Origin of the sequence: Ostreiculturibacter nitratireducens, assembly GCF_032670585.1 — a bacterium.
Lineage (GTDB): Bacteria > Pseudomonadota > Alphaproteobacteria > Rhodobacterales > Rhodobacteraceae > Ostreiculturibacter > Ostreiculturibacter nitratireducens.
Genome location: NZ_JAVQHL010000002.1, coordinates 641,532 through 667,246 on the forward strand (window position 1 = coordinate 641,532; position 25,715 = coordinate 667,246).

Annotated in this window: 27 protein-coding genes; 13 read left to right on the top strand and 14 right to left on the bottom strand. The window is 66.5% G+C overall.

What is annotated here, in order from left to right; translation table 11 throughout:
* The first annotated feature begins 1 nt into the window (after position 1).
* Together ABCN56_RS10420 and ABCN56_RS10425 are read left to right on the top strand one after the other, a co-directional pair.
* A complete protein-coding gene (locus ABCN56_RS10420) occupies positions 2-874 on the top strand; it encodes an amidohydrolase family protein (protein WP_343081474.1) in 873 nt (290 codons plus the stop codon).
* A 1-nt stretch (position 875) separates the two neighbouring features.
* Complete coding sequence (locus tag ABCN56_RS10425) at positions 876-2,468, top strand: acyl-CoA dehydrogenase family protein (RefSeq protein WP_343080732.1); 1,593 nt, start codon at positions 876-878, stop codon at positions 2,466-2,468.
* Here ABCN56_RS10425 and ABCN56_RS10430 read toward each other — a convergent pair whose 3' ends face one another.
* From ABCN56_RS10430 to ABCN56_RS10450, 5 genes are all read right to left on the bottom strand, one after another.
* The gene (locus ABCN56_RS10430) at positions 2,469-3,857 is read right to left on the bottom strand and encodes a glutamine synthetase family protein (protein ID WP_343080733.1); all 1,389 of its coding nucleotides are present in this window, start codon (positions 3,855-3,857) and stop codon (positions 2,469-2,471) included.
* A 7-nt stretch (positions 3,858-3,864) separates the two neighbouring features.
* Positions 3,865-5,238, bottom strand: coding sequence for an aspartate aminotransferase family protein (locus ABCN56_RS10435; protein WP_343080734.1), 1,374 nt, complete (start codon positions 5,236-5,238; stop codon positions 3,865-3,867).
* 80 nt (positions 5,239-5,318) lie between these two features.
* Positions 5,319-5,924 (bottom strand): 2-dehydro-3-deoxy-6-phosphogalactonate aldolase, encoded by a 606-nt coding sequence (locus ABCN56_RS10440; protein ID WP_343080735.1) that lies wholly within the window; start codon positions 5,922-5,924, stop codon positions 5,319-5,321.
* Complete coding sequence (locus ABCN56_RS10445; RefSeq protein ID WP_343080736.1) at positions 5,921-6,829, bottom strand: 2-dehydro-3-deoxygalactonokinase; 909 nt, start codon at positions 6,827-6,829, stop codon at positions 5,921-5,923. The genes ABCN56_RS10440 and ABCN56_RS10445 overlap by 4 nt, the downstream gene beginning before the upstream one ends.
* Positions 6,826-7,596: an SDR family NAD(P)-dependent oxidoreductase gene (locus ABCN56_RS10450; protein ID WP_343080737.1), complete on the bottom strand. Its 771-nt coding sequence runs from the start codon at positions 7,594-7,596 to the stop codon at positions 6,826-6,828. The genes ABCN56_RS10445 and ABCN56_RS10450 overlap by 4 nt, the downstream gene beginning before the upstream one ends.
* Positions 7,597-7,754: 158 nt before the next feature.
* On the opposite strand from ABCN56_RS10450, the gene ABCN56_RS10455 reads away from it, so the two are divergent.
* The 4 genes from ABCN56_RS10455 (at position 7,755) to uvrC (ending at position 12,651) form a co-directional block, all read left to right on the top strand.
* A complete protein-coding gene (locus ABCN56_RS10455; RefSeq protein ID WP_343080738.1) occupies positions 7,755-8,555 on the top strand; it encodes a S49 family peptidase in 801 nt (266 codons plus the stop codon).
* A gap of 173 nt (positions 8,556-8,728) precedes the next feature.
* Positions 8,729-9,673 carry a calcium/sodium antiporter gene (locus ABCN56_RS10460; RefSeq protein WP_343080739.1) on the top strand — a complete coding sequence of 315 codons (945 nt, stop codon included), beginning with the start codon at positions 8,729-8,731 and terminating at the stop codon, positions 9,671-9,673.
* Positions 9,674-9,682: 9 nt separating this feature from the next.
* Entirely contained in the window at positions 9,683-10,462 is a 780-nt protein-coding gene (locus ABCN56_RS10465; protein ID WP_343080740.1) for an SDR family oxidoreductase, read from the top strand.
* 311 nt (positions 10,463-10,773) lie between these two features.
* A complete protein-coding gene (gene uvrC / locus ABCN56_RS10470) occupies positions 10,774-12,651 on the top strand; it encodes an excinuclease ABC subunit UvrC (protein ID WP_343080741.1) in 1,878 nt (625 codons plus the stop codon).
* Here uvrC and ABCN56_RS10475 read toward each other — a convergent pair.
* Together ABCN56_RS10475 and trhA are read right to left on the bottom strand one after the other, a co-directional pair.
* A complete protein-coding gene (locus tag ABCN56_RS10475) occupies positions 12,648-13,580 on the bottom strand; it encodes a carbon-nitrogen hydrolase family protein (RefSeq protein ID WP_343080742.1) in 933 nt (310 codons plus the stop codon). The two genes, uvrC and ABCN56_RS10475, sit on opposite strands and share 4 nt — an antisense overlap.
* Positions 13,581-13,682: 102 nt before the next feature.
* Positions 13,683-14,351: a PAQR family membrane homeostasis protein TrhA gene (gene trhA / locus ABCN56_RS10480; protein WP_343080743.1), complete on the bottom strand. Its 669-nt coding sequence runs from the start codon at positions 14,349-14,351 to the stop codon at positions 13,683-13,685.
* A 225-nt stretch (positions 14,352-14,576) separates the two neighbouring features.
* On the opposite strand from trhA, the gene pgsA reads away from it, so the two are divergent.
* Genes pgsA through ABCN56_RS10495 form a run of 3 tightly spaced genes read left to right on the top strand, consistent with a single transcriptional unit; the run spans position 14,577 to position 15,933 of the window.
* On the top strand, positions 14,577-15,245 hold the full coding sequence (pgsA, locus tag ABCN56_RS10485; protein ID WP_343080744.1) for a CDP-diacylglycerol--glycerol-3-phosphate 3-phosphatidyltransferase: 669 nt from the start codon (positions 14,577-14,579) through the stop codon (positions 15,243-15,245).
* On the top strand, positions 15,242-15,490 hold the full coding sequence (moaD, locus tag ABCN56_RS10490; protein ID WP_343080745.1) for a molybdopterin converting factor subunit 1: 249 nt from the start codon (positions 15,242-15,244) through the stop codon (positions 15,488-15,490). Before pgsA ends, moaD begins: the two co-directional genes overlap by 4 nt.
* Before the next feature lie 2 nt (positions 15,491-15,492).
* Positions 15,493-15,933, top strand: coding sequence for a molybdenum cofactor biosynthesis protein MoaE (locus ABCN56_RS10495; RefSeq protein WP_343081475.1), 441 nt, complete (start codon positions 15,493-15,495; stop codon positions 15,931-15,933).
* Positions 15,934-15,952: 19 nt separating this feature from the next.
* Here the strand turns inward: ABCN56_RS10495 and ABCN56_RS10500 are convergent, their stop codons facing one another.
* The 3 genes from ABCN56_RS10500 to ubiA form a co-directional block, all read right to left on the bottom strand.
* Positions 15,953-16,279 (bottom strand): hypothetical protein, encoded by a 327-nt coding sequence (locus tag ABCN56_RS10500; protein ID WP_343080746.1) that lies wholly within the window; start codon positions 16,277-16,279, stop codon positions 15,953-15,955.
* Between the two features lie 28 nt (positions 16,280-16,307).
* A complete protein-coding gene (locus ABCN56_RS10505; protein ID WP_343080747.1) occupies positions 16,308-18,416 on the bottom strand; it encodes an OmpA family protein in 2,109 nt (702 codons plus the stop codon).
* Positions 18,417-18,478: 62 nt separating this feature from the next.
* Positions 18,479-19,444, bottom strand: a complete 966-nt coding sequence (gene ubiA / locus ABCN56_RS10510; protein WP_343080748.1) for a 4-hydroxybenzoate octaprenyltransferase — start codon at positions 19,442-19,444, stop codon at positions 18,479-18,481.
* 12 nt (positions 19,445-19,456) lie between these two features.
* Here ubiA and ABCN56_RS10515 point away from each other — a divergent pair, with 12 nt between their 5' ends.
* The 4 genes from ABCN56_RS10515 (at position 19,457) to ABCN56_RS10530 (ending at position 22,495) form a co-directional block, all read left to right on the top strand.
* On the top strand, positions 19,457-20,197 hold the full coding sequence (locus tag ABCN56_RS10515) for a 16S rRNA (uracil(1498)-N(3))-methyltransferase (RefSeq protein WP_343080749.1): 741 nt from the start codon (positions 19,457-19,459) through the stop codon (positions 20,195-20,197).
* Positions 20,194-20,700, top strand: a complete 507-nt coding sequence (locus ABCN56_RS10520; RefSeq protein ID WP_343080750.1) for a hypothetical protein — start codon at positions 20,194-20,196, stop codon at positions 20,698-20,700. The genes ABCN56_RS10515 and ABCN56_RS10520 overlap by 4 nt, the downstream gene beginning before the upstream one ends.
* A gap of 58 nt (positions 20,701-20,758) precedes the next feature.
* Positions 20,759-22,132, top strand: a complete 1,374-nt coding sequence (locus ABCN56_RS10525; protein WP_343080751.1) for a glutamate--cysteine ligase — start codon at positions 20,759-20,761, stop codon at positions 22,130-22,132.
* Positions 22,133-22,210: 78 nt separating this feature from the next.
* Positions 22,211-22,495: a hypothetical protein gene (locus ABCN56_RS10530; RefSeq protein ID WP_343080752.1), complete on the top strand. Its 285-nt coding sequence runs from the start codon at positions 22,211-22,213 to the stop codon at positions 22,493-22,495.
* A 21-nt stretch (positions 22,496-22,516) separates the two neighbouring features.
* Here the strand turns inward: ABCN56_RS10530 and plsY are convergent, their stop codons facing one another.
* The 4 genes from plsY to ABCN56_RS10550 all read right to left on the bottom strand — a co-directional run bounded on the left by plsY (position 22,517) and on the right by ABCN56_RS10550 (position 25,703).
* The gene (gene plsY / locus ABCN56_RS10535; RefSeq protein ID WP_343080753.1) at positions 22,517-23,122 is read right to left on the bottom strand and encodes a glycerol-3-phosphate 1-O-acyltransferase PlsY; all 606 of its coding nucleotides are present in this window, start codon (positions 23,120-23,122) and stop codon (positions 22,517-22,519) included.
* Positions 23,109-24,401, bottom strand: coding sequence for a dihydroorotase (pyrC, locus tag ABCN56_RS10540; RefSeq protein WP_343080754.1), 1,293 nt, complete (start codon positions 24,399-24,401; stop codon positions 23,109-23,111). The genes plsY and pyrC overlap by 14 nt, the downstream gene beginning before the upstream one ends.
* Positions 24,402-24,468: 67 nt before the next feature.
* On the bottom strand, positions 24,469-25,569 hold the full coding sequence (locus tag ABCN56_RS10545) for a hypothetical protein (protein ID WP_343080755.1): 1,101 nt from the start codon (positions 25,567-25,569) through the stop codon (positions 24,469-24,471).
* The gene (locus tag ABCN56_RS10550; RefSeq protein ID WP_343080756.1) at positions 25,566-25,703 is read right to left on the bottom strand and encodes a hypothetical protein; all 138 of its coding nucleotides are present in this window, start codon (positions 25,701-25,703) and stop codon (positions 25,566-25,568) included. Before ABCN56_RS10550 ends, ABCN56_RS10545 begins: the two co-directional genes overlap by 4 nt.
* Positions 25,704-25,715 lie beyond the last annotated feature (12 nt).

Genomic DNA, 25,715 nt, shown 5'->3' on the forward strand with positions numbered 1-25,715 from the left:
CATGGTCGACATCACGAAGGTTCGCGCGATTGACATCCACACCCATGCCGAGGAGCCCTGCGGCTGCCATGCGGATGATGGCTACGACGATCTTCAGGCAACGATGGCAAGGTATTTCGGCGCGCCGTGGAGCCATCCGCCCACCGTGCCGGAAACGGCGGCGCATTACCGGGAACAGAACATCGCGGCGGTGATCTTTCCCGTCGATGCCGAAAGGGAGACGGGCTACCGCCGCTACGCCAACGAGGAGGTCGCGGCACTCGCGGCCGAGAATTCGGATGTGCTGATCCCCTTCGCGTCGATCGACCCGCACAAGGGGAAGATGGGTGCACGAGAGGCGCGGCGGCTGATCGAGGAATTCGGGATCAAGGGCTTCAAGTTTCACCCGACGATGCAGGGCTTCTTCCCGAACGACCGGCTGGCCTATCCCCTTTACGAAGCGATCGCGGAGGCGGGCGCGATTGCGCTTTTCCACACTGGCCAGACCGGGGTGGGTTCGGGGATGCGGGGCGGCAACGGGATGCGGCTCAAGTTCTCGAATCCGATGTACATCGACGACGTCGCCGTGGATTTCCCCGACATGAAGATAATCCTCGCCCACCCCTCCTTCCCCTGGCAGGAGGAAGCGCTGGCCGTCGCGCAGCACAAGCCGAACGTCTACATCGACCTGTCGGGCTGGAGCCCGAAATACTTCCCCGAGATCCTCGTGAAATACTGCAACTCGATCCTGAAGAAGAAGGTCCTCTTCGGTTCCGACTGGCCGATGATCACCCCGGAACGCTGGCTCGCCGATTTCGAGAAGATCGCCATTCGGGACGAAGTGCGGCCGGGTATCCTGAAGGACAACGCCGCGCGGCTTCTGGGGCTGTCGTGACATGATCCCGTTCCGCGCGCCACTGGAAGACATCCACTTCACCCTGAACGATGTCGCGGAAGCCGGGCGGATACCCGGCTGGGACGCGGACCTCGCGCGCGAAATGGGGGCTCACTTCGCCTCCTTCGCCGAAGCCGAGATCGCGCCCCTGGACGCGGTTGGCGACAGGGAAGGGTGCCGTCTCGAAAACGGCCGGGTGCGGATGCCCACGGGCTTCGCGGAGGTCTACCGCCACTACGCGGAACAGGGTTGGCCCGGGCTGACGGCCCCGGCGGATTTCGGCGGGCAGGGGATGGGCGCGGCGATGCTGGCCGTGACGTCGGAGATATTCTCGGGCGCCTGCCACTCGCTCCAGATGGTGACGGGCCTCGTGCCGGGGGCGATCCGGACGCTCCTGAATTTCGGCACACCGGAGCAGCAGGCCAAGGTGATCCCGCAACTCGTTTCGGGGGAGTGGCTTTCGACCATGTGCCTGACCGAACCCGGCGCGGGGTCCGACCTGTCGCGCATCCGCTGCCGGGCGGAGCGGTCCGGAGAGGTCTGGCGCATCACGGGTGAGAAGATATTCATCTCCGGCGGCGACCAGGACATGAGCGAAGGCATCCTGCATCTCGTCCTCGCCCGCACCGGAGGCGAGGGAACGCGGGGGCTTTCGCTCTTCCTCTGCCCGTCGCATCGGACGGACGGAACCCGGAACGCGGTCACCGTGACCCGGATCGAGGAGAAGATGGGGCTTCATGCTTCCCCCACCTGCGGCCTGACCTTCGAGGGGGCCGATGCGGAGATCGTCGGGGAGCCGGGCGCGGGGCTCATGGCCATGTTCACGATGATGAACCATGCCCGCCTCGACGTGGCCTTGCAGGGCGTCGCCCATGCCGCCCGGGCCTGCAACGTCGGGCGGACCTATGCCGCCGAGCGCGTGCAGGGGCGGGGACCGGACGGTGCCGAGGTGACGATCGACCGGCATGGAGACGTGCGCCGGATGCTCGACGAGATCGACAGCCTAGCGCTGGGCGCGCGGGGCGTCGCGCATGTCGCGCTCGTGGAGGTCGAAGCGGGGGAGTCGGCGCTCGCGGACCTCCTGACGCCACTTGCCAAGCTGATCGGGGCCGAGGCGGGAATCCGCGCCGCGGAAATGGGGATGCAGGTGCTCGGTGGCTACGGTTATCTCAGCGAATACAGGCTGGAACAGACCTATCGCGATGCACGGATCACGGCGATCTACGAGGGGGCGAATGGAATCCACGCGGGAACGCTTGCCGGGCGGATGCTGCGCCATGATGGCGGGCGGTGCGGCGACGCCTTCGCCGGCTTCCTCGGCCGCGAAGCGGCGAAGGGCAATGCGGAGTCCGTCGCCCACTGTCGCGACCTCTGGCTCGCTGCTCGGGACCGCGTGCTGGCGGCGAAGGACCCGGGCCCTATCGCCCATGACTTCGCGAAGCTGACGGCGGAGGCGATGCTCGCTGCGGTCTGGGCGCGGATCGGGCGCGCGGCGGATCGTCACCCCGACCCCGAACGCATCGCCCGCCTTGCCCGGGAGGCCGCGCGGCGCGCACCCATCTTGGCGCGCGCCTCGGCAGAGCTGATCGGCTGATCAGACCGTGTGCAGGTAAAGGTCGAAATCCACGTCCGAGATCGTGCGGGCGACGCGGGCGTATTCGGCCTCCTTCACGGCGGTGAAGGTGCGGTGCATGTCCTCGCCGAGCGCTTCCTTCAGGAAGGCGGAGTCCCTCGCGGCCCGGATCGCGGCGTTCCAGTCGCGCGGTATGTCCGAGCCACCCTCGGCATAGGCGTTGCCCGTGGTTTCGGGGCCGGGGTCGATGCCCTTCTCAAGGCCGTGCGCGATGCCCGCGAGCACCGTCGCCGCGACGAGGTAGGGGTTCGCGTCCACGCCGGAGGGCCGGTGTTCGATGCGCCGCGCGCGCGGGTCGCCTTCCGGGATGCGGAGCGCGACGGAGCGGTTGTTGACGCCCCAGCTTGCGGAGACGGGCGCGTAGCTCTGGTTCGCGAAGCGGCGCCAGGAATTCGCATGAGGGGCGAAAACCAGCATCGATTCCGCCATCGTCTCCCTGAGACCGCCGAGGGCGTGAAGGAGCGTTTCGGGCCATTCGCCGGACTTCTGCTCGGTGAAGACGTTCCGGCCCTCGCCATCCATGAGCGAGACGTGGAAATGCATCCCGGAGCCCGCGTATTGCTCGATCGGCTTCGCCATGAAGCATGCGGTGACGCCGTGGGCGCGGGCCTGCGCCCGGACGATGCGCTTCAGCCGCATCAGGTCGTCGGCGGCCTGCATCACGTCCTCGCGGTAATGGAGCGTGAGTTCGTATTGCCCCGGCGCGTATTCGGAAATGACGGTTTCCGCCCGGATGCCTGCCTTGGCCGCTCCGGCGTAGATGTCGGAGAAGAGGGGCATCATGCCGTGGAGGTGATCCACGGAATAGACCTCGGTCTTGTGGCTCTTGCGCCCGTCGAGTACGTCGGCGGCGGGCCGCGCCTTGCCGTCAGGGCCGCGCTCGTTCGCCAGAAGGAAGAATTCCAGCTCGAAAGCTCCGGCGGGATGAAGCCCCTTCGCCGCGAGCGTGTCCACCTGCCGCTGAAGCGCATGGCGCGGGTCCGACGTCATCGGCCGCCCGTCGAGCGTGTAGAGCGACATGAACGCCTCGCCGCGCGGTGGCGTGGTGTTGTGCAGGGGCTTCAGCGTGCCGGGGATCGGCCAGGCGCGCAGGTCGCCGTCACCCTGGTCCCAGATGAGCCCGGTTTCGTGAACGTCCTCACCGCAGATGTCGAGCCCGAGGATCGAGATCGGCAGGTGACGGCCGGACGAAAAGAAGCCGAGCAGCTCGTGCCTGCGGATGATCTTGCCGCGCCCGATGCCGTTGGCGTCGTGCAGCACGATGTCGATGGCCTCGATCTCGGGGTGTTCGGCAAGGAAGGCTTCGGCCTCGGCGAGGGTGGAGCCCGAGGGGCTTTTCTGCTGGGTCATGTCAGTCTCAGGCAAAGAGCTCGGTCAGGATTTCGTCGAAGGCGGCGATGAGGCGGTCGATCTGCCGTTTCTTCGTCGCGGGGCTGACGAGCATCATGTTGTGGAAGGGGGCAATGAGGCAACCGCGGTTCAGGAGCGCGGTATGGATCGCGGCCTCCACCTCCGGTTGGTGAGCTTGGGCGGCTTCGGACCCGTTCTTCAGTGGACCGGGGGCGCAGATGAACTCCACTCGCGCACCGACGCGGACGACGTGCCACGGGGCCTTGTGCTTCGCGATCACGGCGGCGAGGCCCTTTTCCAGGCGTGCCGCACCCTTCTCCATGCGGGCGTAGGCTTCTCTGGTCATCACCTCGGAAAGCGTGGCCGTGAGGCAGGCGAACTGCATCGGGTTCGCGGAAAGCGTGGTGCCCATGCCGGAATGGCCGGGCGCGCGGGCCGCGTCGTAGCTGGCGAACGCCTCGGCCAGCTTGGGCGAAAGGCCCCAGACGGCCGTGGGCATGCCCCCCGCCACGCATTTCCCGACGACGAAGATGTCGGGTGAAAGCCCGTGGACGCGCGTGTAGCCGCCGAGCCCCGAGGAGATCGTGTGGGTCTCGTCGATGATCAGGAGCGCGCCGTATCGGGTGGCGAGTTCTCTGAGGCCGTCGTGGAAACCGGGTTCGGGAAGGACCATGCAGGAATTGGTCATCACCGGTTCGGTCAGGATCGCGGCGACCTCGCCCGATCTGAGCGCCTCCTCGACGGAGGCGAGGTCATTGAACTCGGCGGCGACCGCAGTCCTCGTGAGGTCCGCAACCTGGCCGACCAGGCCGGGGCGGGGAATGGTCTTGCCGTCCTTCAGCGCCACCATCGTGTCATCGACGGTGCCGTGGTAACAGCCGTTGAAGACCAGAACCTTCGGGCGCCCGGTCACCGCCCGCGCGACACGCAGAGCGAAGCGGTTCGCGTCGGTCGCGGTCGTCGCGATCTGCCAACGGAAATCGCCGAAGCGTTTGGTGAGGAGCGCGCCTGCCTCCAGCGCCGCCTCGGTGGGCAGCATGTAGGTCAGGCCGATGCGCGCCTGCTTCCGGATCGCCTTCGCCACGGGCTTCGGCGAATGGCCGAACATGGAACCCGTATCGCCGAGGCAGAAATCATCGATCCCGAAGCCGTCGATGTCGGTGAGCCGGGCGCCCTTCGCTTCCCTCACGAGCAAGGGGAAGGGCATCGGCCAGTCCTTCATCCAGTGCATGGGCACGGAATCGAGGAAGGCGCCCGCGCCCAGTTCCAGCGCAGCCCGGGTTTCGGGTCGCGCGCGGGCGAAGCGTTTCGCCTCGCGCGTGGCGAGGTCTTGGAGCCGGCTCTTCGGGACGCCGGCGATGCGGTCGGTCTGGCGGGGCATCGGGAGGCTCCAGTGGGTACCCGTTTCTCCGCGAAGTTTCGGCGGTTGGGAAGGGGTGAAATTGGCGCGGCAGAGCGGCCTCAGCCGAAGGCTGCGTCGTAGGCCTGCACGATGCGCTGCGCCCGGTCGGCGACCTCTTCGACGGACAAACCGGGCTTGTAGAGCGCGGTTCCGATCCCGAAGCCGTCGGCGCCTGCCTTCCTCCAGTCGGCGAAGTTCTCGGGACCCGCGCCGCCGACGGCATAGATCCGGGTTCCGGGGGGAAGGACGGCGCGCACCGCATTCAGCCCCTCGTAGCCCATGAGGAAAGAGGGAAATATCTTCAACCCGTCCGCGCCCGCCTTCAGCGCGGCGAAGCATTCCGTGGGCGTCAGGACGCCCGGAAAACTCTGCATGCCGAGTTCCTTCGTGGCAGCGATCACCTCCGGATCGCAATTCGGGGAAACCACGAGCTTCCCACCCGATTTCGCAACTTCCTGAACTTCCTGAACATTCAGGACTGTTCCCGCCCCGATCAGCGCGGCCTCACCGAATTCGGCCGCGATCCTTGCGATCGACGAAAACGGATCGGGCGAGTTCAGCGGAACCTCGATCCTCGTGATCCCGGCGTCGATCAGCGCCTTCGCGATGGACGGAGCCTCGGGCGGCGTCAGGCCGCGCAGGATGGCGATGAGGTTGCGGCTCATGTCTGACTCCTCTTGGCAGCGTGGGCAGTGACGAGTCCGGTCAGCGTCAACCTGCCGGCCGGGACGAGGCGCGGCGCGGCGCCCTGGGCTCTGAGCGCGGCGCCGTAAGCGGCCGAGACCGCCTCAGCCCCGATGATCGCGATCTCCTGCCCGAGCCAGTAGGGCTTTGCGCCGGACAGTTCCGCGCCGATGAGGAGGCCGGAGAGACGCGCACGGGCGGTTTCGGGGGAAAGGCCGTGAAGCAGCCCCTCGGCGCGAAGCGAAAAGAGCTTCGCGGCCATCCGTTCGGGGCGGGAGATGGTGTCGGAGAGCGCGTCGAGGAAAGCGCCTTCGTCCCAGCCGTCGCCGGCGATGCCGTGGCGCAGAACGGATTGCGTGGAAAGCAGCGCGAAAAGTTCTCCGGTCATGAAGGTCTGAAAGCTCACGACCTCGCCTGCCGAGACGCGGACCCACTTGGAATGCGTGCCGGGCAGGCAGATAACGCCGTCGAAGCCGGGTTCGTTCGCGAGCAGGCCGGCGATCTGGGTCTCTTCGCCGCGCATCACGTCGGCGGGGGAGGACTGGCTGAGACCGGGAAGGATGTGGACCCTGACGCGTGGATCATGCGTTGGGGCCTCGACGAATCCACCCGGCGTCGTCGGTGCGCAGGGAACGGAGCGATACGGGGCCTCGACCCAGCCCTGCCGCGCGCCGACCATCCCGCAAGCGAAGACCTGCGTCACCCGATCCGGCGCGAGCCAGTCTCCGGCAAGGCGCAGAAGCGCCGGCTCGAACTCCTCGCGCTTGAGCCGTCCCATGCCGTCGTCGGATTGCGCCTCGTGCAACACCCGGCCTTCGGCCGACATGGCCCAAAGGCGCAGGTTCGTCGTGCCCCAGTCGGCGGCTATCCAGTCTGCCCGGGTCATCCCGTCACCGCCACGCCGCCGTCGATCACCAGCGCCTGTCCGGTCATCATCCGGCTGGCGTTCGACGCGAGGAACAGGACGCCGCCCACGATGTCCTCGGGCAGGAGCGTATCCTTGAGGCATTGCCGGTCGACATGGGCGGCCAAGCCTTCGGGCGTCACCCATTTCTGCTTCTGCCTTTCGGTCAGCACCCACCCTGGCGCAACCGCGTTGACGCGGACCCGATCCGGGCCGAATTCCCGGGCGAGCGACCGAGTCATCCCGTTGATGCCGGAATTCGCGGTCGTGTAGATCGGGTAGCCCGCGCCCCCCATCATGTAGCTGATCGACGAGAAGTTGATGATCGACCCGCCGCCGGCCTTCTGCATGCCGGGGATCACCGCCTGCGCGGCGAAGAAGTAGGGCTTGAGGTTTATCGAGAGGTCCCAGTCCCAATACTCCTCGGTCACGTCGAGCGTCTTGTGCCGTTCGTCGTTCGCGGCGTTGTTGACGAGAACGGTGATCGGCCCGTGTGCTTCGGCCGCGCGCGCGATGACGGCGCGGAGAGCGGGCGTATCGGTGATGTCGCAAGGGATGTAGAGCGGGCGGCTGCCTGTTGCCTCGAACATCCTCTCGCAAAAGTCGGTCGCGTCCGAGCGTTGAACGAAGGCGACACGCGCGCCCTGCCGGAGAAAGCCCTCGGTCAGGCCCGCGCCGATGCCCGAGCCGCCGCCCGTGATGAAGACGGAGGCGTCCTTGAGATCTGGGAACGTCGGCAGGTCCTTCATCGTCTTTCCTCCGCTGGCGCTTCCGGCCGGAAGCCCCGAAAGGTTTCTTCGCCAGACGATGCCGCGTCAACCGCGCAGGTGAGATCCCGGGTCAGTCAAGCGCGGAAGTGTCGGGCATGCCGCTTGTTCCCCGGCCCCGGGCGGACTACATCCGAGCCATGAAACGGTTCCTTCCATTCCGAAAAGCCGAGCCGCGCGTCGCGGTCATTCGCCTTCAGGGCATGATCGCGGCAGGTGGGCGCATGGGCGGCATGAACGATGCGGGGCTTGCACCCCTGATCGAGCGCGCCTTCAGCCGCGGCAAGCCCGCGGCCGTGGCGCTGGCGGTGAATTCCCCCGGCGGATCGCCTGCGCAATCCTCGCTGATCGCGGCGCGGATCCGGCGTCTGGCGGAGGAGAAGGAGCTTCCGGTTCATGCCTTCGTCGAGGACGTCGCGGCTTCCGGTGGCTACTGGCTGGCCACCGCGGCGGACGACATCTGGGTCGACGTGTCCTCCGTCCTCGGCTCGGTGGGGGTGATCTCTTCGTCTTTCGGGTTCCCGGAGTTCCTCGCGCGGCACGGGATCGAAAGGCGGGTGCACACCGCGGGCAAGTCGAAGAGCTTCCTCGATCCGTTCCAGCCCGAAAGGCCCGCGGACGTGAAGCGGCTGAAGGCCCTGCAGGAACCGATCCATGAGGCGTTCATCCAGCAGGTGAAGGCCCGCCGCGGCGCGAAGCTATCGAAGGATGTGGAGCTGTTCGACGGGTCGGTCTGGGTCGGGGCAGAGGCCGTTACCCTTGGGCTCGCCGACGGCGTGGCGCACATGGTGCCGAAGCTGAAGGAACTCTATGGCGACAAGGTCGAACTCGTCCCTTACACCGCGCGGAAGCCGTTCTGGCGGCGGTTCGGCGCTGAGGCGCTGAACGGCGCTACCGAAGCGATAGAGGAGCGCGCGCTTTGGTCGCGCTTCGGGCTCTGACATGGTGAAGGGCATCACTCTGATGCTCGTGGCGCTCGCGGTCCTCGCGATCTTCGGGCGGCTGCGGTTCCCGAAGCGGAAGAGCGCATCAAGAAACTGTCCGAAGTGCGGACGGCCCCTGATAGGCAAGGGGCCCTGCCCTTGCCGGACGAAAAAGGGCTGAGACCTTGGCGATGGACTTCGTCTGGGCCCTCGCCGGCCTCGCGATCCTCGTCGCGGCGGGGGACGTGCTCGTCCGCGGAGCGGTGAACCTCAGCCTGAAGCTCGGCATCCCGGCCTTGATCGTGAGCCTGACCGTCGTCGCCTTCGGCACCTCGGCGCCGGAACTGCTCATCTCGGTCTTCGCCGTCATCGAAGGCGCGCCGGGGATCGCGCTGGGCAATGTCGTCGGCTCGAACATCGCGAACGTGCTTCTGGTCCTCGGCCTGCCCGCGCTGATCGCACCGATCATCACCAGGGACTACGACACGCGGAAGAGCTTCCTCACGATGCTGGCCGCGACAGCTCTGTTCATGATCCTGTGTTTCTCGGGCCCGATCCGCTGGCCGCATGCGCTGGCGCTTCTCGCGGGGCTTGCCCTGATGCTCGGCGACGCGATCCGTGGGGCGCTGAGAGAGCGGGCGGCGGCGAGGGTGACGCTGGACGAAACCCTCGACCAGGTGGACCCGGCCGCGCACTGGGGGCGAACGCTGGGCTATATCGCGGTCGGGCTCGTCGGACTTCCTCTTGGCGCCGATCTTCTGGTCGACGGCGCAAGCGGCATCGCGCGAGCGGCCGGGATCAGCGAGACGGTAATCGGCCTGACGCTGGTCGCCATCGGCACCTCTGCGCCGGAACTCGCGACTTCGGTCATGGCGGCCTGGAAAGGGCGCGCCGACGTCGCGCTCGGCAACGTGATCGGCTCGAACATGTTCAACCTTCTGGGGATCATCGGCGTCGCCGGCCTGGTTGGGCCGATCCCGGTGGGCGCCGAGATGACCTCGCGCGACCTTTGGGTGATGCTGGCCGCGGCCTTGCTGCTTGCTCCCTTCGTTTTTCACGGATGGCGGATTGGACGGCGCTGGGGGCTTGGCTTGACCGGCGCATACGGCGCCTATGTTGTCATGCTCTTGGGATAGGAGACGGCGATGGCGGGCAAGGCTTTGGTGACGGGTGCAGGACGCAGGCTTGGGCGAGCCATGGCGCTCTACCTCGCAGGCCGTGGATACGACGTCGCCGTGCATTATTCGACTTCCGCCGACGACGCACATGCGGTCGCGGAGGAGGCTGCCGCGATGGGCGTCCGGGCGGCTGCGCTCCAGGCGGACCTGCTGGACGAAGCTGCGACCGAGGCCCTGGTTCCCCGCGCGGTGGATGCGCTGGGCGGGCCGCTCACGGTCCTGATCAACAACGCCTCGATCTTCGAATACGACAATCTCGCGAGCGCGACGAAGCGAAGCTGGGACCGGCATATCGGATCGAACCTGCGCGCACCCTTCCTGCTGACCCAGGCGTTCGCGGCCCAGGCGCCGAAGGCGGGCACGGACGGAAACGAACCCGTCGCCTCCGGACTGGTGATCAACATGGTCGACCAGCGGGTGCTGAAGCCGACGCCGGAGTTCATGACCTACTCGATCGCCAAGGCCGCGCTCTGGGCATTCACCCGCATGGCGGCGCAGGCGCTCGCCCCGGATATCCGGGTCAATGCGATCGGCCCGGGGCCGACGATCAAGGGGATCAGGCAGAGCGAAGAGCACTTCGCGCGGCAGCGTGCGGCAACGATTCTGAAGCGTGGCGCGAACCCCGAGGATGTCACTGCGGCGCTTGGGTATTTCCTCGATGCGAAGGGGGTAACGGGTCAGCTTCTGTGCACCGACGGGGGGCAGCATCTGGGCTGGCAGACGCCCGATATCCTGGGTGTGGAATAGGCGGCCCAGTGAACAAAATTTTCGACCCGGGTCTTGACTTGTGCACCGGCGGCTCGGGTGTAACGAAAGCGTTACGATTCTCCCAATGCTTTCAGTCCGTTGCCTCGAGCAAAAGATTTATTGTTTAAAATCAATCCATTATTCTTGTGCACAAAAAATAGGCAAACCAAGGAAAGCGGCTAAAAACAAAGGAAAATCCGGAACCCCCAATTGTTTCCAACAGAGTTGTCCACAGATTCCGTGGACAGGTTTTCACTTGCTTCGCCCCCTGTAAGATTGCAGCCCGGCGGGGAATCATCGGCGGCCTAGGAATGCACGACGGCAACGCGGAAAAGACGGGCGAACAACTGACAGGGCACGCCCTGATTCAGTCCTATCTGCGCGGCCTCGACGGGTCGCCCGGCGTCTACCGGATGCTGAACGCATCGAACGAGGTTCTGTACGTCGGCAAGGCGCGCAACCTGAAGGCGCGGGTGTCGAACTACGCTCGTCCCTCCGGCCACTCGGCCCGGATTGCGCGGATGATCGGCGAGACCGCGTCGATGATGTTCCTGACGACGCGGACAGAGACGGAGGCGCTGCTTCTCGAGCAGAACCTCATCAAGCAGCTGAAGCCGCGCTACAACGTGCTTCTCAGGGACGACAAGAGTTTCCCGAACATTCTCGTCTCGCGGGAGCACCGGTTCCCGCAGATCAAGAAGCACCGGGGCGCGAAGCGCGAGAAGGGCGACTATTACGGCCCCTTCGCCAGCGCGGGCGCCGTGAACCGGACGCTGAACCAGCTTCAGAAGGTGTTTCTTCTGAGGAACTGCTCGGACGCGATGTTCGAAAGCCGGACGCGCCCCTGCCTCCTCTACCAGATCAAGCGCTGTGCCGGCCCCTGTGTGGGGCTGATCTCCGAAGAGGATTACGCCGCGCTCGTGTCGGACGCGGAGAGGTTCCTGGAAGGCCGTTCGACCAAGGTGCAGTCGCGCCTTGCCGCCGAGATGCAGGCGGCCTCCGAAGCGATGGAATTCGAGCGCGCGGCGGCGCTCCGCGACCGTATCCGGGCGCTGACGCAGGTGCAGGAGGTCCAGGGAATCAACCCGCGCGGCGTGGCCGAGGCGGATGTGGTCGCGCTCCACATGGAAGGAGGGCAGGCCTGCGTTCAGGTCTTCTTCATCCGGGCGAACCAGAACTGGGGCAACCGTGACTATTATCCCAAGACCGGCTCCGGCGCGGAGGAGGCCGAGGTGCTGGAGGCCTTCCTCGGCCAGTTCTACGACGACAAGGAACCGCCACGGCTGATCCTCCTGTCGCACCCGATCGAGGATGCGGACCTCATGACCGGTCTCCTTTCGGACCGCGCCGGGCGGAAGGTCGAACTCGCCGTGCCCCTGCGCGGTGAAAAGGCGGAACTCGTCGCGAACGCGGCGAGGAACGCGCGCGAAAGCCTTGCCCGGAAGATGAGCGAAAGCGCGACGCAGGCGAAGCTCCTGAACGGACTGGCCGATGCCTTCGGCCTCGACGCGCCGCCACGCCGGATCGAGGTCTACGACAACTCTCACATCCAGGGCGCGAACGCGGTGGGCGGCATGATCGTCGCCGGTCCCGAGGGGTTCGAGAAAAGCCAGTACCGGAAGTTCAACATCCGCGGCGAAGACCTGACCCCTGGCGATGACTTCGGAATGATGCGCGAGGTGCTGACGCGGCGCTTCCAGCGACTGCTCAAGGAGGACCCCGACCGGCATACGCCCGCATGGCCCGATCTTCTGCTGATCGACGGGGGCGCAGGGCAGGTATCGGCTGTTGCCGGGATTCTCGCCGAACTCGGCGTCGAGGACGTGCCGATCGTCGGCGTCGCCAAGGGCATAGACCGGGATGCGGGGAAGGAGGAGTTCCACCGGCCGGGAGAAGCGCCCTTCGCGCTGCGCCACAACGACCCCGTCCTCTACTTCATCCAGCGACTGCGGGACGAGGCTCACCGCTGGGCTATCGGCGCGCACAGGGCGAAGCGGGCGAAGGCCGTGGGCGCGACACCTCTCGACGAGGTCCCCGGGATCGGAGCGGCGCGGAAACGCGCGCTTCTCCAGCACTTCGGCAGCGCCAAGGCGGTAAGCCGGGCGGGGGTCGAGGACCTCAAGGCCGTTGAAGGCATCTCAGAGACGATTGCCCAGTCGGTCTACGACTTCTTCCACGCCGGGGGCTAGTCGAACGCGATCGGACGCTGCTTCCTGCGGTCAACGTGGAGCGTGAAGACGTCCGGGCGCGCGTAATGGCCGGCCACATCGAACTTCCGCCGTGAGGCGCGGGCCGCCGACGCCTCGATATCGGCGACGAGCATGCCCTTTTCCTTCCGCATCGGGCCGGCGGCCAATCCGCCGAACGGCTTGTAGATGACCGCGTCCCCCGGGTTCACCCATTCCTTGGGATCGGGAAAGAGTTCCTCGCGGTAGGGAACGCCCTCGGGAATGTCGGACGCCTCAAGCGAGGTCGCGCAGCCAATCACCCAGCAGCCACCTTCCCGCGCGATGTGCTGCATCGTGGCCAGCCACGTTTCCCCGCTGTCCCATGTCGGCGCGACGTATATGTCGATGTTCTGTGCATAAAGCGCGTAGCGCGCCAGCGGCATGTAGTTTTCCCAGCAGATCAGCGTCCCGATCCTGCCCACGGCCGTCTCGACGACATTCAGCCCGGACCCGTCGCCGAACCCCCAGATCATCCGCTCCGGGTTCGTGGGCATGAGCTTGCGGTGGTTGTTTGCCATGCGTCCGTCGGCGTCGATGATGGCGCAGCTGTTGAAGATCGTGCTGCCGCTGATGGCGCCGTCCACCTCCTGGTAGCCCATGACCACCACGACGCCATGATCCCGCGCGGCCTCCCGGATCGGGGCGAGGCCGTCCTGGCCGAGGTCGACGGAGTTCGCTTGCGACAGCGCGAACAGTTCGTCGGTCTTCCGCATCCCCGATCCGGGGGGCAGCCGCCAGACGAAGGTCGGATAACCCGGAATCCATGCCTCCGGGAAAACGACCAGTTCACATCCAAGGGCGGCGGCTTCACCGATCAGTGCGACTGCCCTTTCCAGAGAGCCCGCGAGATCGAGGTATACCGGCGCTTGCTGAACGACTGAAATCTTCATCTGCCCCCCTTTCCTCCCGGCAAGGATAGCACAGGTCCGAGGGCATCGTGGGAAACGGCCTCCGATTTGCGTCAGGATCCTTCCCGGGACGGCGGCCGGGCGCTAGGCCGCGACCGGGGGTTCCCCCGTGACGACCTGCACCGTCACGGCCGCGTAGAACACGAGGCTCGCCGCAAGGACGAAGACGTGCCAGATCGTGTTGTGGAAGGGGAGCCTTTGCCACAGGAAGAACGCCACGCCGACGGTATAGAGGATCCCACCCACAAGCATCAGGACAACGACCGGCATGGCCAACGCTTCGATCAGCGGCCCGCCGACGACGATCCCGGCCCAACCCATCGAGAGGTAGAGCGCGAGCGCGGCCCAGCGGAATCGCTCGGGCGAGATCATCTTCAGGAACAGCCCGGTCAGCGCGGCCCCCCACAGCCCGGCGGTCAGCGCGACGCCGTGACCGGAAAGCACCATGAACGGCGTGTAGGTGCCTGCGATCTTCAGGTAGATGGCGGAATGATCGAGCCGCTTCAGGATCGCCGACCAGCGCGGATGGCCGATCATGTTGTAGAGCGCCGAGCAGAGGATCATAAGCGCGAAGGTCGCGCCGTAGACCGAGATCCCCGCAACCGACGCGGCATCTCCCCGAACCCGAGCCGTCAGGACGATCAGAACTGGCACCGCTGCGGCAACGGCTGCGAGCCCTGCGACATGAACCACTGCGTCGGAGATCCGTTCGGCACGGCTGTAGGCGGGACGTGAAAGGGAACCGCAGGTCATGGTTCAGGATAGATCGGGTGGCGCATTCGGGCAACTTCAGGGCCTTGCCAACGCGGAACCGTGAACACGCGTGAGGAGACATGACGTGCGGCGATCCTTCGTTTTTCCTCATTCCATCAGCGGCTTGGGTGCGCGTCGCGCATTTGGTGTGCGGCAGTCGCCATGTCGGGGCGACGAAGCGTTCCCGCTTCCCCCTGCAACTCGAATGCGCTATCGATTTCACCGATGAAATGGACGATCCCAAACGCGCTGACGGTCCTGCGCCTGCTCGCCGCGCCCGGCGTGCCGGTCATGTTCCTGTATTTCCACCGCCCTTGGGCGGACTGGTTCGCGTTGGCGCTCTTCATCGGGGCGGCTGTCACCGACTGGTTCGATGGCTACCTCGCGCGGCTCTGGAAGCAGGAATCGAGATTCGGCGCGATGCTCGACCCGATCGCGGACAAGGCGATGGTGGTGATCGCGCTGCTCGTCCTCACCGGCTATTCCGGGATGAACCCCTGGCTGATCCTGCCAGCGACCGTGATCCTGTTCCGTGAGGTCTTCGTTTCGGGCCTGAGGGAATACCTTGGTGCGAGCGCGAAGCTTCTGAAGGTCACGAAGCTTGCGAAGTGGAAGACCACGGCGCAGATGGTGGCGATCGCGACCCTTTTCCTGGGAACGGGGCTCGAATACCTCAATGGCGTCGCCATGCAGGGGATGACGACGCAGGAGTATGCGGATGCGGTCACGGCCGGTCTTGCCGACCCGGTCCGCGCTTGCGGCAAACGCGACTGCGCGTCGCTTGCGGGGGACGTGGGCCTCGTGCTGATCTGGATCGCGGCGGTGCTGACGATCATGACCGGCTGGGACTATTTCCGGAAGTCGCTGCCCTATCTTCAGGACAAGCAGCAATGATCGACGTTCTTTATTTCGCCTGGGTGCGCGAGCGCATCGGACTCCCGAAGGAACGGGTGGAGACCTCCGCGCGGACGGTTTCGGAACTCGTTGCCGAGCTCAGGGCGCGGGAAGAGCGCTACGAGGCCGCCTTCGCCGATGTTTCTGCGCTGAGGGTGGCGCTTGACCAGGAGCTCGCCGATTTCGACGCTTCTCTCGAAGGCGTGCGTGAGGTCGCGTTCTTCCCGCCGATGACTGGGGGATGAAGATGCGCATCCTCGTCCAGTCCGAGCCCTTCGACTTCGCTGCCGAAACGGCGGAGTTCGGGCGCGGCCGCAAGGACGTGGGCGCTGTGGTGACCTTTCAGGGCATCGTCCGCGACGACGGCGGGCGGCTTTCGCGCATGGAGATCGAGCACTATCCGGGCATGACCCAGAAGGCGATCTCCGACATCGCGGAGGAGGCTGCCAGGCGCTGGAACCTCGCGGACGTTCTGGTCATCCACCGATACGGAGACATGCGGCCCGGCGAGACCATCATGATGGTCGCCGCGGCGGCGCGTCACCGTGCCGACGCATTCGCCGCGGCGGAGTTCCTGATGGACTACCTGAAATCGCGCGCGCCCTTCTGGAAGAAGGAATTCGGCCCCGACGGCGCCGAATGGGTCGCTGCGAAGGACGAGGACGAGGCGGCGCTGAAGCGCTGGTGAGACCCCGAAAGGGCGACCTTCAGCCCGCGTTCATCTTTTCCACATAGGCACGAAGTTCCTCGGCCTCGCGCCGTGCGTCGCGCAGCCCGTCCATGGCGGCGCGCAATTCCGCCTCCGACTGCTGCAACTGGTTGGTCAGCTCGGTCTCGCGCTGCTCAAGGTAGGCGATGGCCCGGTCGCGGGTCTCTTCGGCCTCGTGAAGCGACTGCGCCATCTGGTCCAGTTCGCCGATTTCGGCCTGGGTGACGCGGGTAAGGCGGTGGAATAGCCACGAGGCGAACCACCCGAGGCTGAAGGCGACGAAGAGGATGATCGCCGTCGCGACGATGAATTCTGTTCTGTTCATGGCCTGTCCCCTCTTGTCTTTCGCCGCCTCAGTCGCCCGAACCTTCTTCGCCTTCCGGCGGCGCGTTCGGATCGCCGTCACCGGAGCCTTCGTCGGTGATGTCCCCTCCGTCCCCGGCGTCTGCCGGAACGAGGTCCGAGGGGCGCGGGCGCGGGGTGGGCGTGTCTTCTCCGGCTTCCTGAACCACGACGGCCACCGGTTCTTCGTCTCCGGTTTCCTCGTTCCCCGCCGCGGTGGCCGCTGTCTCGTCCTCGGCAGCCCCGGTTGCCTCTACGTCCCCAGCGCCGTCCGGTGCCACCGCATCTGTCGTCTCCGCAGCGGCCTTGCCTTCCTCGGTGAGCAGGCTGAACTCGATCCGGCGGTTGGCTTCGCGACCTTCCTCGGTATCGTTGTCCGCGATCGGGCGGGTCTCGCCGTAGCCGACTGCCTTGAGGTTCCCGGTAAGGACGCGGCGTTCCATCAGCGCGGTGATGATCGCCTCGGCCCGCTCCTGGCTGAGGGCGAGGTTCATCTCCTCCCGCCCCTGGCTGTCGGTATGGCCGGCAACTTCCATCGGGAAGTCCGAGCAGTCCTTCATCCGAGTCGCGATCTTGTCGAGCGTGCTGGCGCCGTCGGCGGTGATCTTCGCCGAGCCGGGCTCGAAGCTGATCTTGGCGGTGTTGAGGAAGGCGTTGATCTCGGCCACGCACTCTTCCGCCGTGGGCAGGCCCAGAAGCGGATCGAGCTTGGGATCGTAGCGGACATTGATCTCGAACTGCGCCGTCTCTCCAAGACGGGCGGCAAGGATGCGGGAGATCGTGTCCGAGGCGCTGGTGCTGCCGGTGATGCCTTCGATCCGCACGAGGTCGGGTTCGACGATCGCGGTTCCGCTGGCCAGTTCGCCGAGCGCCTCTAGCGCGGCGAGCGCCCGAACCGGCCAGCCCTTCGGAAGTTCGGGGTCGAGCCGCGTGCCGGCATAGACGGCGTCATTGCCGAAGCGCGCACGGGCGAAGCTTTCGACCGCATCACGGCTGCGGTCGTCGGTAAGCCGGCCCCTGAGCTGGACCCTGCCTTCGGTCGACAGCGTGGCGGTGAACTGCGGCAGGCCGCCCGTCGAACCTTCCGCCTTGGGCGTGAGGACGGCGTGCAGCGAAAACACCTCGGGCAGGTTCGATTCCATCTCGCCCACGACCTTGTCGAAGTCGGCCTGGCTGACGGTGTCTGCGGCGATCAGCGATATGTCGGCATCCGAGAAGGTGACGGAGCCCGCGCCGAGTTCGGCCATCGCCTCGATCGCCATGACGGCGGCCGTGGACCATTCGGGCGTCGGAACGCCCATCCCGATCGTGCAGGTCGACTTGCCCTCGCCCCCGGCCTTCGCGGCGGCGGCGAGGATGAGGTCGCGCGCCCGCTCCGTATCGGCGGAGCAGGCGTCGAAACGGGCCCCATTGGCGTCGACAAGGAAGCGTAGCGTGAAGGGGGTGATGACCGGGCGTGGCGCGGAGATGTTCAGTTCGAGCTGGATATCCTTGGGGGCCTTCCGCGCCAGGAGGGACTCCGTCCGCGCCTTTTCCGCCGCGCTGTCGGTGATCGCGGTGACGGCGACCCTTTCGGCCGAAATCGAGACTTTCGAGCGCGGGAGCACCTTCAGCGCTTCCAAGCCGAAAGCGAGGGCCTCGTTCCAGCCCTCCTTGACCGGGTGGGAGGCGCTTTCCATGAGGTCCGTGACGCGGCCTTCCCCGGCGAGTTTCGTCAGCGATGCGACCAGCGGCTCGCGCGCGGTTTCGGCGGGGATCAGGCCGATGACCGAAATGCCGTCGTCGTTCCTGAGGATCTCCACCGAGAAATCGGGCGCCGCGATCGCCGTCGGGTCGGGCACCTGGATTTCGTCCACGACGCGCTGGTCGTCGACGATCCTGCCCGCCACCGACAGAGCACGGAAGTGCAGCGCCTCGGATGGCGCCGTGCCGGAGAGACGGACGAGAAGACCATCTGTGTCGACCTTGGCCCAGGTCAGGCCCCCGGCATCGAGGGCGCGCTTCACGCTGTCCGTGGTGCGGGATTCAACGACGGAGACCGCCCAGACTGCCGCCAGGACCGACAGGAAGGCGGCGGTCACGAAGGCGGCAAGGCCGATCAGGTTCGCGGGCAGACGCATGTGCGGGCCTTCGGGCAGTTCCAGAACGCGCTATCTGTAAGCATCCCGAAGGCCGGGTTCAATCAAAGCGCCGCCGCGACGGCAAGAAACAGCGCAGCGATGAGACCGGTGTCCCGATTGGCACGGAAAAGCCTAAGGCAAGTGTCGGAGTTTTCTGTGTCAAGGCGGTGGAGCTGCCACAGGAGATGCCAGCCGAAGAACCACGGCGCGGCCAGCGCCACGGCGAGCTTCACGGGTTCGTCCTGCGGCAGAAGCGCGACGAGAACCGCCGCAGCCATCAACAGGACCGAAAGGGTAAGGAAGAACGCGAGCCACTTCCCCGTCGCCTTCCCGAACAGCCGGGCCGTGGACTTCACGCCGATCAACGCGTCGTCGTCCTTGTCCTGGTGGGCATAGATAGTGTCGTAGAAGAGCGTCCAGGCGATCCCTGAAAGATAGAGAAGGACTGCGGGCAGCGAGACCGATCCGGAATGCGCCGCGAAGGCCAGAAGCGCGCCCCAGTTGAAGGCGAGGCCGAGGAAGACCTGGGGCCACCAGGTAAACCGCTTCGCGAAAGGGTAGATCGCGACGAGGCCCAGCGAGGCGACGCCGAGCGCGATGGTCGTCCAGTTGAGCGTGAAGAGGATCATGGCAGCGACCGCGGCCTGAATGGCCATCCAGATCACGGCCTGACGCACGCTGACCTGACCCGAGGGAATTGGGCGGGACCGGGTGCGCGCCACCTTTGCGTCGAACTCGCGGTCGGTGATGTCGTTCCAGGTGCAGCCCGCGCCACGCATCAGGAACGCCCCGATCGCGCAGCCGAGCGCTATCCACAGGTCCCAGAGCCGATTCCCGTCGATCGAGGCGGCAAGCGCCACGCCCCACCAGCAGGGCAGGAGCAGAAGCCAGGTTCCGATCGGACGGTCGGCCCGCGAAAGGCGCAGGTAGGGCCGCGTGGGCGCAGGGGCGATGTGGTCGACCCAGTTGCCTTTGACGGCGTCGGCGACACGGCCTTCTGGCTCTGGCGTTCCCGGGGTTCCGGTCATAGGTTCGGCCTCATGTCGGACGCGAAGATCAGGCTTCATCTAGACCAGCCGCTCGGGGCTGGGCAATCGCTTCCTCTGGCGGAGGCGCAGGCGCATTACCTTTTCGGGGTGATGCGGCTTGGCGTCGGTGCGCGGGTCCTCGTGTTCAACGGGCGGGACGGGGAGTGGCTCGCCGAGGTGGAGGAGGCTGGGAAACGCAAGGGGCTCTTGCGCTGCGTCGAACTCGTCAGGCCGCAGGACTCGCCGCCGGATCTCTGGCTTCTCTTCGCGCCGCTCAAGAAGGCGCGGACGGATTTCGTGGTGGAAAAGGCGGTCGAGCTTGGCGCGGCGCGCATCCAGCCCGTGCAGACGGAGTTCACCAACGCCGAGAGGGTCCGGCAGGACCGGCTGCAGGCGCACGCGACCGAGGCCGCGGAGCAGTGCGGCGCCACCTGGGTGCCTGAAGTGGCCGACCTCGAACGCCTCGACCGGGTTCTCGCCGGCTGGCCCGAAGGCCGTCGGCTCTACTACTGCGACGAGGGCGAAGCGGGGCGCGCGTCGAGCCTCGCCGCGCTCGTGGAGAACGAAGGGCGCGCCTCGGCCGAGGCGATCCTGATCGGGCCGGAGGGTGGCTTTTCCGAAGCCGAGCGCACGCGCTTGAGGGCGCTTCCCTTTGTCACGGTCCTGCCTCTGGGACCGCGCATCCTCAGGGCCGAAACCGCGGCCGTCGCGGCCTTGGCTCTCTGGCAGGCGGCGCGGGGGGACTGGCGGTGATCCGGCCGGAGGCCGTGGCCACGCTCCGCCGCTGGCGCGAGGTCGCCGGGTCCGCGGCGATTCTGGCTTTCGGTCTCTGGATGTTTTCGCTGGGCGGATGGATCCTCGCACCAGCAGGGATCGGCCTCGTCGCGCTGGCCCTTGGCCTCGGCGTCATTGCGCTCCGCCGGATGCGCTTCGCGCGGGGCGGGTCAGCGCCCGGCGTCGTCGAAGTGGACGAAGGGCAGGTGGGCTATTTCGGGCCGGACTTCGGTGGCTTCCTGTCGCTGCGCGAGCTGGTCGAGATACGCCTCGTCGATCTGCACGGCGTTCCGCGGTGGCGTCTGAAGCAGGCCGACGGGCAGGTTCTCCTTATCCCGGCTTCCGCCAAGGGGGCCGAGGCTCTCTTCGATGCCTTCGCCGCGCTCCCGGGCATCGACATGGGAAGGCTGACCGCCGCACTGGATGCGCGCGAAAATGCACAGGTGCTGTGGCAACGACCCGCTCGCGCGGCCTTGACATGACCCAAGGTGCGCGGCAGGTCTAGCCATCCCGGACGCGACGGACAGGATCGAGGCCCGCATGTCAATTCCACAACAGGGCGGCGGCCCGATCGAACGATTCGAGCAACTCGCCGAATACATCGAATCCGGCTGCAAGCCGAAGGACGATTGGCGCATCGGCACCGAGCACGAGAAGTTCGGCTACTGCAAGGACACGCTGAAGCCCTTGCCCTATGACGGGCCGCGCTCGATCAAGGCGATGCTCGAGGGGCTGCGGGACCGCTTCGGCTGGACCCCGGTCTACGAGCAGGACAACATCATCGGCCTGACGTTCCCCGACGGGTCCAACGTCAGCCTCGAACCGGGCGGGCAGCTAGAGCTTTCCGGCGCGCCGCTTGAGTCGATCCACCAGACCTGCGACGAGGTGAACGAGCACCTGCGCGAGGTTCAGACGGTCGCGGAAGAAATCGGAGCGCGGTTCATCGGGCTCGGCGCTGCGCCGATCTGGCGGCACGAGGACATGCCGATGATGCCCAAGGGGCGCTACCGGCTCATGACCGACTACATGGGCAAGGTCGGCACCCACGGCACGCAGATGATGTACCGGACCTGCACCGTGCAGGTGAACCTCGACTTCGCGTCCGAGGCCGACATGGTGCAGAAGATGCGCGTGGCCCTGTCGCTTCAGCCGGTCGCGACCGCGCTTTTCGCCAATTCACCTTTCTTCGAGGGCAAGGTGAACGGCCACAAGTCCTGGCGGAGCCGCATCTGGCGGAGCCTTGACGACGCGCGCACCGGCATGCTGCCCTTCTTCTTCGAGGACGGAATGGGGTTCCAGCGCTACGTGGACTACGTTCTCGACGTGCCGATGTACTTCGTCTACCGCGACGGGAAATACATCAACGCGCTCGGTCAGTCGTTCCGCGACTTCCTGAAGGGCGAACTCCCCGCGTTGCCGGGCGAGAAGCCGACGCTCAGCGACTGGGCGGACCACCTGACGACGGTCTTCCCCGAGGCCCGCGTCAAGAAATACATCGAGATGCGGGGCGCCGACGGCGGCCCCTGGCGGCGGCTCTGCGCGCTTCCCGCGCTCTGGGTCGGGCTTCTCTACGACCAGACGGCGCTCGACGCGGCCTGGGACCTCGCCAAGGGGTGGGACGCCGAAACCCGCGAGGCACTTCGCGTGGCGGCCAGCGTCGACGGTCTTCAGGGCGAGGCGGCGGGCATCAAGCTTCTCGACCTCGCGCGCGAGGTCGTGGCGATTGCCGAGGACGGCCTCAAGGCGCGGGCGATGCCCGGCGCCAGCGGCATGATCCCGAACGAGGTGCATTTCCTCGACGCGCTCAAGGAAAGCGTCGCCTCCGGCATGGCGCCGGCGGACGAGCTTCTGGAGAAATACTACGGAGAGTGGGACGGGGACCTGTCCCGCGTCTACGCCGAATACAGTTATTGACCGGTTCGGCCGGTCTGCCTTTCACTTCGCGCGAGCCCGGCTTCGTCGGGCGAATGAGAAAGGAAAGGAATTTTCGTCATGCGCGATTTCTTCATCCGGTCGCTCGAGATGCTGATCAACGTCATCGTCGTTCTCGGCGCGATCATCGTCGTCATTACGGCTGTCGTGGTCAGCTTGGGCGGACCGATGGGCGGTCAGGCGATGGGACCAATGGGCGGCGGCGGGCCGCTCGCGGGGCTTCTGGTGCTGATCGGCGGCGGTATCTACCTGATCCTTGTCGGCGGCTTCATGTATCTCGGGCTTGGCATCTACCAGAACACCAAGCGCACCGCCGAGGCGATCGAGAAGCTCGAAGCGCGCTGATCCGAGGCCGGTACCGGCCGGCTATTTCCGGCCGATCTGCGATTCCGTGCCGGCCATGATTCGCTGGATGTTCGTCCTGTGGCGGAGGATGACGAGGGCCGTCATGACCACGCCCAGCACGAACATTCTCGATCCGCCTAGGAACAGCATCCAGACGGGAGCGCTCGCCGCCGCGCCGAGCGCTCCGATCGACGAGATGCGCGAGACGAGCGCGAAGACGAGCCAGGTGCCGCAGGCAGCAAGTCCTACGGGAAAGGACAGCGCGAGAAGAACGCCAAGGAATGTCGCCACCCCCTTGCCGCCCTTGAAGCGGAGCCAGACCGGGAAGCAGTGGCCGAGAAGCGCCATCAGCGCCGCGAGCTGGACCGCGTCCTCCGCAAAGGCCGCCCGCGCGATCAGGACCGCCACGGCACCCTTCGCCGCGTCGAGAACCAGCGTCGCAGCGGCGGCGGCCTTGTTCCCGGTCCTAAGAACGTTCGTCGCGCCGATGTTGCCCGACCCGATCTTGCGGAGATCGCCCAGGTTGAAGACGCGGGTCAGCACCAACCCGAAGGGAATCGATCCCATGAGATAGGCGATCAGCGCGGTGAGGATCAGCCCGGCGGGGCCAGTCTCAAAGATCGGCATGTGCGGCCTCCGCGTCATATACCTTCTGGCCCGCGACGAAGGTCATCCGGACCTTCCCCTGCATCCTTGCCCCGTCGAAGGGCGTGTTCTTCGACTTCGAGCGCAGCTTGAAACGGTCGAGAACGAAGGGCGCGTCGGGATCGAAGAGGACGAGGTCGGCGGGCGCGCCCTCGGCCAGACGTCCCTGCGGCAGGCCGAGCCGCTTCGCCGGATTGAGCGACATCGCGCGGAAAAGCTGCGGCAGGCTCAGGTGCCCGGAGTGATAGAGCCGCATCGCCGCCGGAAGGAAGGTTTCCAGACCGACTGCGCCAGAGGCGGCCTCCTCGAACGGAAGGCGTTTCGATTCCTCGTCCTGCGGCGTGTGCATCGAACTGATGATGTCTATCAGCCCCGAAGCCACCGCCTCCACCACCGCCATGCGGTCGTCCTCGGACCGGAGCGGCGGCTTGACCTTGAAGAAGGTGCGGTAGTCGCCGACGTCGAATTCGTTGAGCGTCAGGTGATGGATCGAGGTCCCCGCCGTCACGTCGAAGCCGTTCTTCTTGGCGCGTTCGAGCGGCGGCAGCGCACGGGCGGTCGTGATCTGGTCGAAGTGGTATTTCGCCCCGGTCATCTCGACCATGCCCATGTCGCGGTCGAAACCGATCCTCTCGGCCATCGGGGAAACTCCCGGCAGGCCACGCAGGGAGGCGAACTTGCCGCTGGTCGTCGCGCCCCCGTTCGACAGGCCCGGTTCCTGCGGATGGCCCATGACGAGCGCGCCGAGGGACTTCGCGTAGGAAAGCGCGCGGTTGAGGACTTTGGTGTCCGTCACAACATGGTCGCAGTCGGTGAAAGCGATGGCGCCGGCGTCGAGCAGGAAGCCGATCTCCGTCATCTCCCTCCCTTCTCTTCCCTTGGTCAGGGCGGCCATGTGGCGGATCCGGACGGGCGAAGCCTCCCGCGCTCGGCGGGTGACGAATTCAAGCGTCTCCGGATTGTCGATCGCGGGGTTCGTGTCGGGCCGGGCGATGATCGTGGTGACCCCCCCGGCGGCGGCCGCAAGTCCGGCCGAGCGGAACGATTCCTTGTGCCGCTCTCCCGGCTCTCCGACCTTGACGCCGATATCCACGATGCCGGGCGCGAGGCACTTGCCGCCACAGTCGATCACGGTCGCGCTGTCCGGCGCCTCGACCTCACCGATCCCGGCGATGAGGCCGTCCTTGACGAGCACGCTGCCCGTGGTCTCGGTCAGCGCATCTGGGTCGATCAGGCGGGCGTTGGTGAGGAGGGTGGTCATGCTGCTCTGTCGTCTCCGTCCTTGGGCGACGCGCCCCGGTGTCTTGAAGCGGTCCGCCCGTTTTCCGTCAAGTCCCGAATGGCACGGCGGCTTCCGGTTCCCGCCGTTGGCCGCTCGATCCCCTGTCCGGGTCGGAGGCGGCCGCGTCGCGCAATAGGCCGAGCAGGCGCGCCGCGTCCGGCGGCTTGTGGAATGTGACGCGGGCCGTTACCCAAGCGCCGCGAATTCGAATGGCCTCTTCCCCGTAGATCACATCCGTCGCGTCGGCGGAAATTGGTGCCGTGGGCGATATCCGTTGGATTTCGCAGAGTCCGGTCAGAAACGGCACCCCCGGACCGATCCGTATGGCATAGCGCCCGGCGAGTGCGTAGCGGACCGCGGTCGCCCGGCGGTCTTGCAGGCGGAAGACGCCGATCTCGATCAAGGCAGCCAGGAGCGATCCCGCGCCCGCCCATATCGCGCTTTGCACATGTCCCGCGACGGCGGCGGCAAGCGCCGCGCCGAAGAGAACGATGGCCACGGCCCCCGGAAACAGCCACGGCACCATCATGGGTGCAGAATCAGGCCTGCCCTGCCAGAGAAGCGGGGGCATTTCCGCCTCCTCGATCCCGGCACGCGCGAGCAGATAGGGCAGGAGAACCTCGATATCCATGCCTGCCATGTGCCGCGGGACGTGGAAGTGATGATGAGGCACCCGACCGGCGGCGCGAAGTGCCGCCGTCCTTTCGCGGGACGGCAGATAGGGCAGGCGCGCGACCGGCCCGTGCGCGGACCTCGGCACATGCAGGCGCGCGAAGACGCGGACCTGCCCGTTGTCGTTTTGCAGGAAGTAGTCCGACGAGGGGTATTTCAGCCACCCGGCTCCGTGCCCGAACCGCCGGATCGCGATGTGACGGTCGCTTACCGCATAGCGCGTCTCGCTGACCCGCAACAGGTGAAGCCATAAGGCGCGGAGGGCGAAGAACGTCACGATCACCGAGACGGCCGCCTGCATGCCACCTGCGGCAACGAACGGGCCGCCGAGAAACAGGGCTGAGGCCGCGAGGCCGTATTTCGTCAGAACAAGCCGCGTTCGGTCAGGAGCGCCCGTCCAGTAGACCGTGCCGTCGCGATCGAACACCCCGTCCCAATCGGCCGTGTCGTGCCTGCGGTTCGCTACGTCCTTCACGCCGTGATCCCCGTCGCGCTTCGGCGAGCGAGCGCACCGTTGAGGCCGTTGCAGAAATCGTGGCCGCCGATGGCCTCGGGCCGCACTTGGGGGGCGACCGGGCGGGCACTCGTCCGATGCGGCGTCACGGTCATACCGTTGGAACG

Excerpts from the sequence above, each read along its gene's own strand:
- ABCN56_RS10420 (WP_343081474.1), top strand. The coding sequence starts at position 2 with ATGGTCGACATCACGAAGGTTCGCGCGATTGACATCCACACCCATGCC.
- ABCN56_RS10425 (WP_343080732.1), top strand. The coding sequence starts at position 876 with ATGATCCCGTTCCGCGCGCCACTGGAAGACATCCACTTCACCCTGAAC.
- ABCN56_RS10430 (WP_343080733.1), bottom strand. The coding sequence starts at position 3,857 with ATGACCCAGCAGAAAAGCCCCTCGGGCTCCACCCTCGCCGAGGCCGAA.
- ABCN56_RS10435 (WP_343080734.1), bottom strand. The coding sequence starts at position 5,238 with ATGCCCCGCCAGACCGACCGCATCGCCGGCGTCCCGAAGAGCCGGCTC.
- ABCN56_RS10440 (WP_343080735.1), bottom strand. The coding sequence starts at position 5,924 with ATGAGCCGCAACCTCATCGCCATCCTGCGCGGCCTGACGCCGCCCGAG.
- ABCN56_RS10445 (WP_343080736.1), bottom strand. The coding sequence starts at position 6,829 with ATGACCCGGGCAGACTGGATAGCCGCCGACTGGGGCACGACGAACCTG.
- ABCN56_RS10450 (WP_343080737.1), bottom strand. The coding sequence starts at position 7,596 with ATGAAGGACCTGCCGACGTTCCCAGATCTCAAGGACGCCTCCGTCTTC.
- ABCN56_RS10455 (WP_343080738.1), top strand. The coding sequence starts at position 7,755 with ATGAAACGGTTCCTTCCATTCCGAAAAGCCGAGCCGCGCGTCGCGGTC.
- ABCN56_RS10460 (WP_343080739.1), top strand. The coding sequence starts at position 8,729 with ATGGACTTCGTCTGGGCCCTCGCCGGCCTCGCGATCCTCGTCGCGGCG.
- ABCN56_RS10465 (WP_343080740.1), top strand. The coding sequence starts at position 9,683 with ATGGCGGGCAAGGCTTTGGTGACGGGTGCAGGACGCAGGCTTGGGCGA.
- uvrC (WP_343080741.1), top strand. The coding sequence starts at position 10,774 with ATGCACGACGGCAACGCGGAAAAGACGGGCGAACAACTGACAGGGCAC.
- ABCN56_RS10475 (WP_343080742.1), bottom strand. The coding sequence starts at position 13,580 with ATGAAGATTTCAGTCGTTCAGCAAGCGCCGGTATACCTCGATCTCGCG.
- trhA (WP_343080743.1), bottom strand. The coding sequence starts at position 14,351 with ATGACCTGCGGTTCCCTTTCACGTCCCGCCTACAGCCGTGCCGAACGG.
- pgsA (WP_343080744.1), top strand. The coding sequence starts at position 14,577 with ATGAAATGGACGATCCCAAACGCGCTGACGGTCCTGCGCCTGCTCGCC.
- moaD (WP_343080745.1), top strand. The coding sequence starts at position 15,242 with ATGATCGACGTTCTTTATTTCGCCTGGGTGCGCGAGCGCATCGGACTC.
- ABCN56_RS10495 (WP_343081475.1), top strand. The coding sequence starts at position 15,493 with ATGCGCATCCTCGTCCAGTCCGAGCCCTTCGACTTCGCTGCCGAAACG.
- ABCN56_RS10500 (WP_343080746.1), bottom strand. The coding sequence starts at position 16,279 with ATGAACAGAACAGAATTCATCGTCGCGACGGCGATCATCCTCTTCGTC.
- ABCN56_RS10505 (WP_343080747.1), bottom strand. The coding sequence starts at position 18,416 with ATGCGTCTGCCCGCGAACCTGATCGGCCTTGCCGCCTTCGTGACCGCC.
- ubiA (WP_343080748.1), bottom strand. The coding sequence starts at position 19,444 with ATGACCGGAACCCCGGGAACGCCAGAGCCAGAAGGCCGTGTCGCCGAC.
- ABCN56_RS10515 (WP_343080749.1), top strand. The coding sequence starts at position 19,457 with ATGTCGGACGCGAAGATCAGGCTTCATCTAGACCAGCCGCTCGGGGCT.
- ABCN56_RS10525 (WP_343080751.1), top strand. The coding sequence starts at position 20,759 with ATGTCAATTCCACAACAGGGCGGCGGCCCGATCGAACGATTCGAGCAA.
- ABCN56_RS10530 (WP_343080752.1), top strand. The coding sequence starts at position 22,211 with ATGCGCGATTTCTTCATCCGGTCGCTCGAGATGCTGATCAACGTCATC.
- plsY (WP_343080753.1), bottom strand. The coding sequence starts at position 23,122 with ATGCCGATCTTTGAGACTGGCCCCGCCGGGCTGATCCTCACCGCGCTG.
- pyrC (WP_343080754.1), bottom strand. The coding sequence starts at position 24,401 with ATGACCACCCTCCTCACCAACGCCCGCCTGATCGACCCAGATGCGCTG.
- ABCN56_RS10550 (WP_343080756.1), bottom strand. The coding sequence starts at position 25,703 with ATGACCGTGACGCCGCATCGGACGAGTGCCCGCCCGGTCGCCCCCCAA.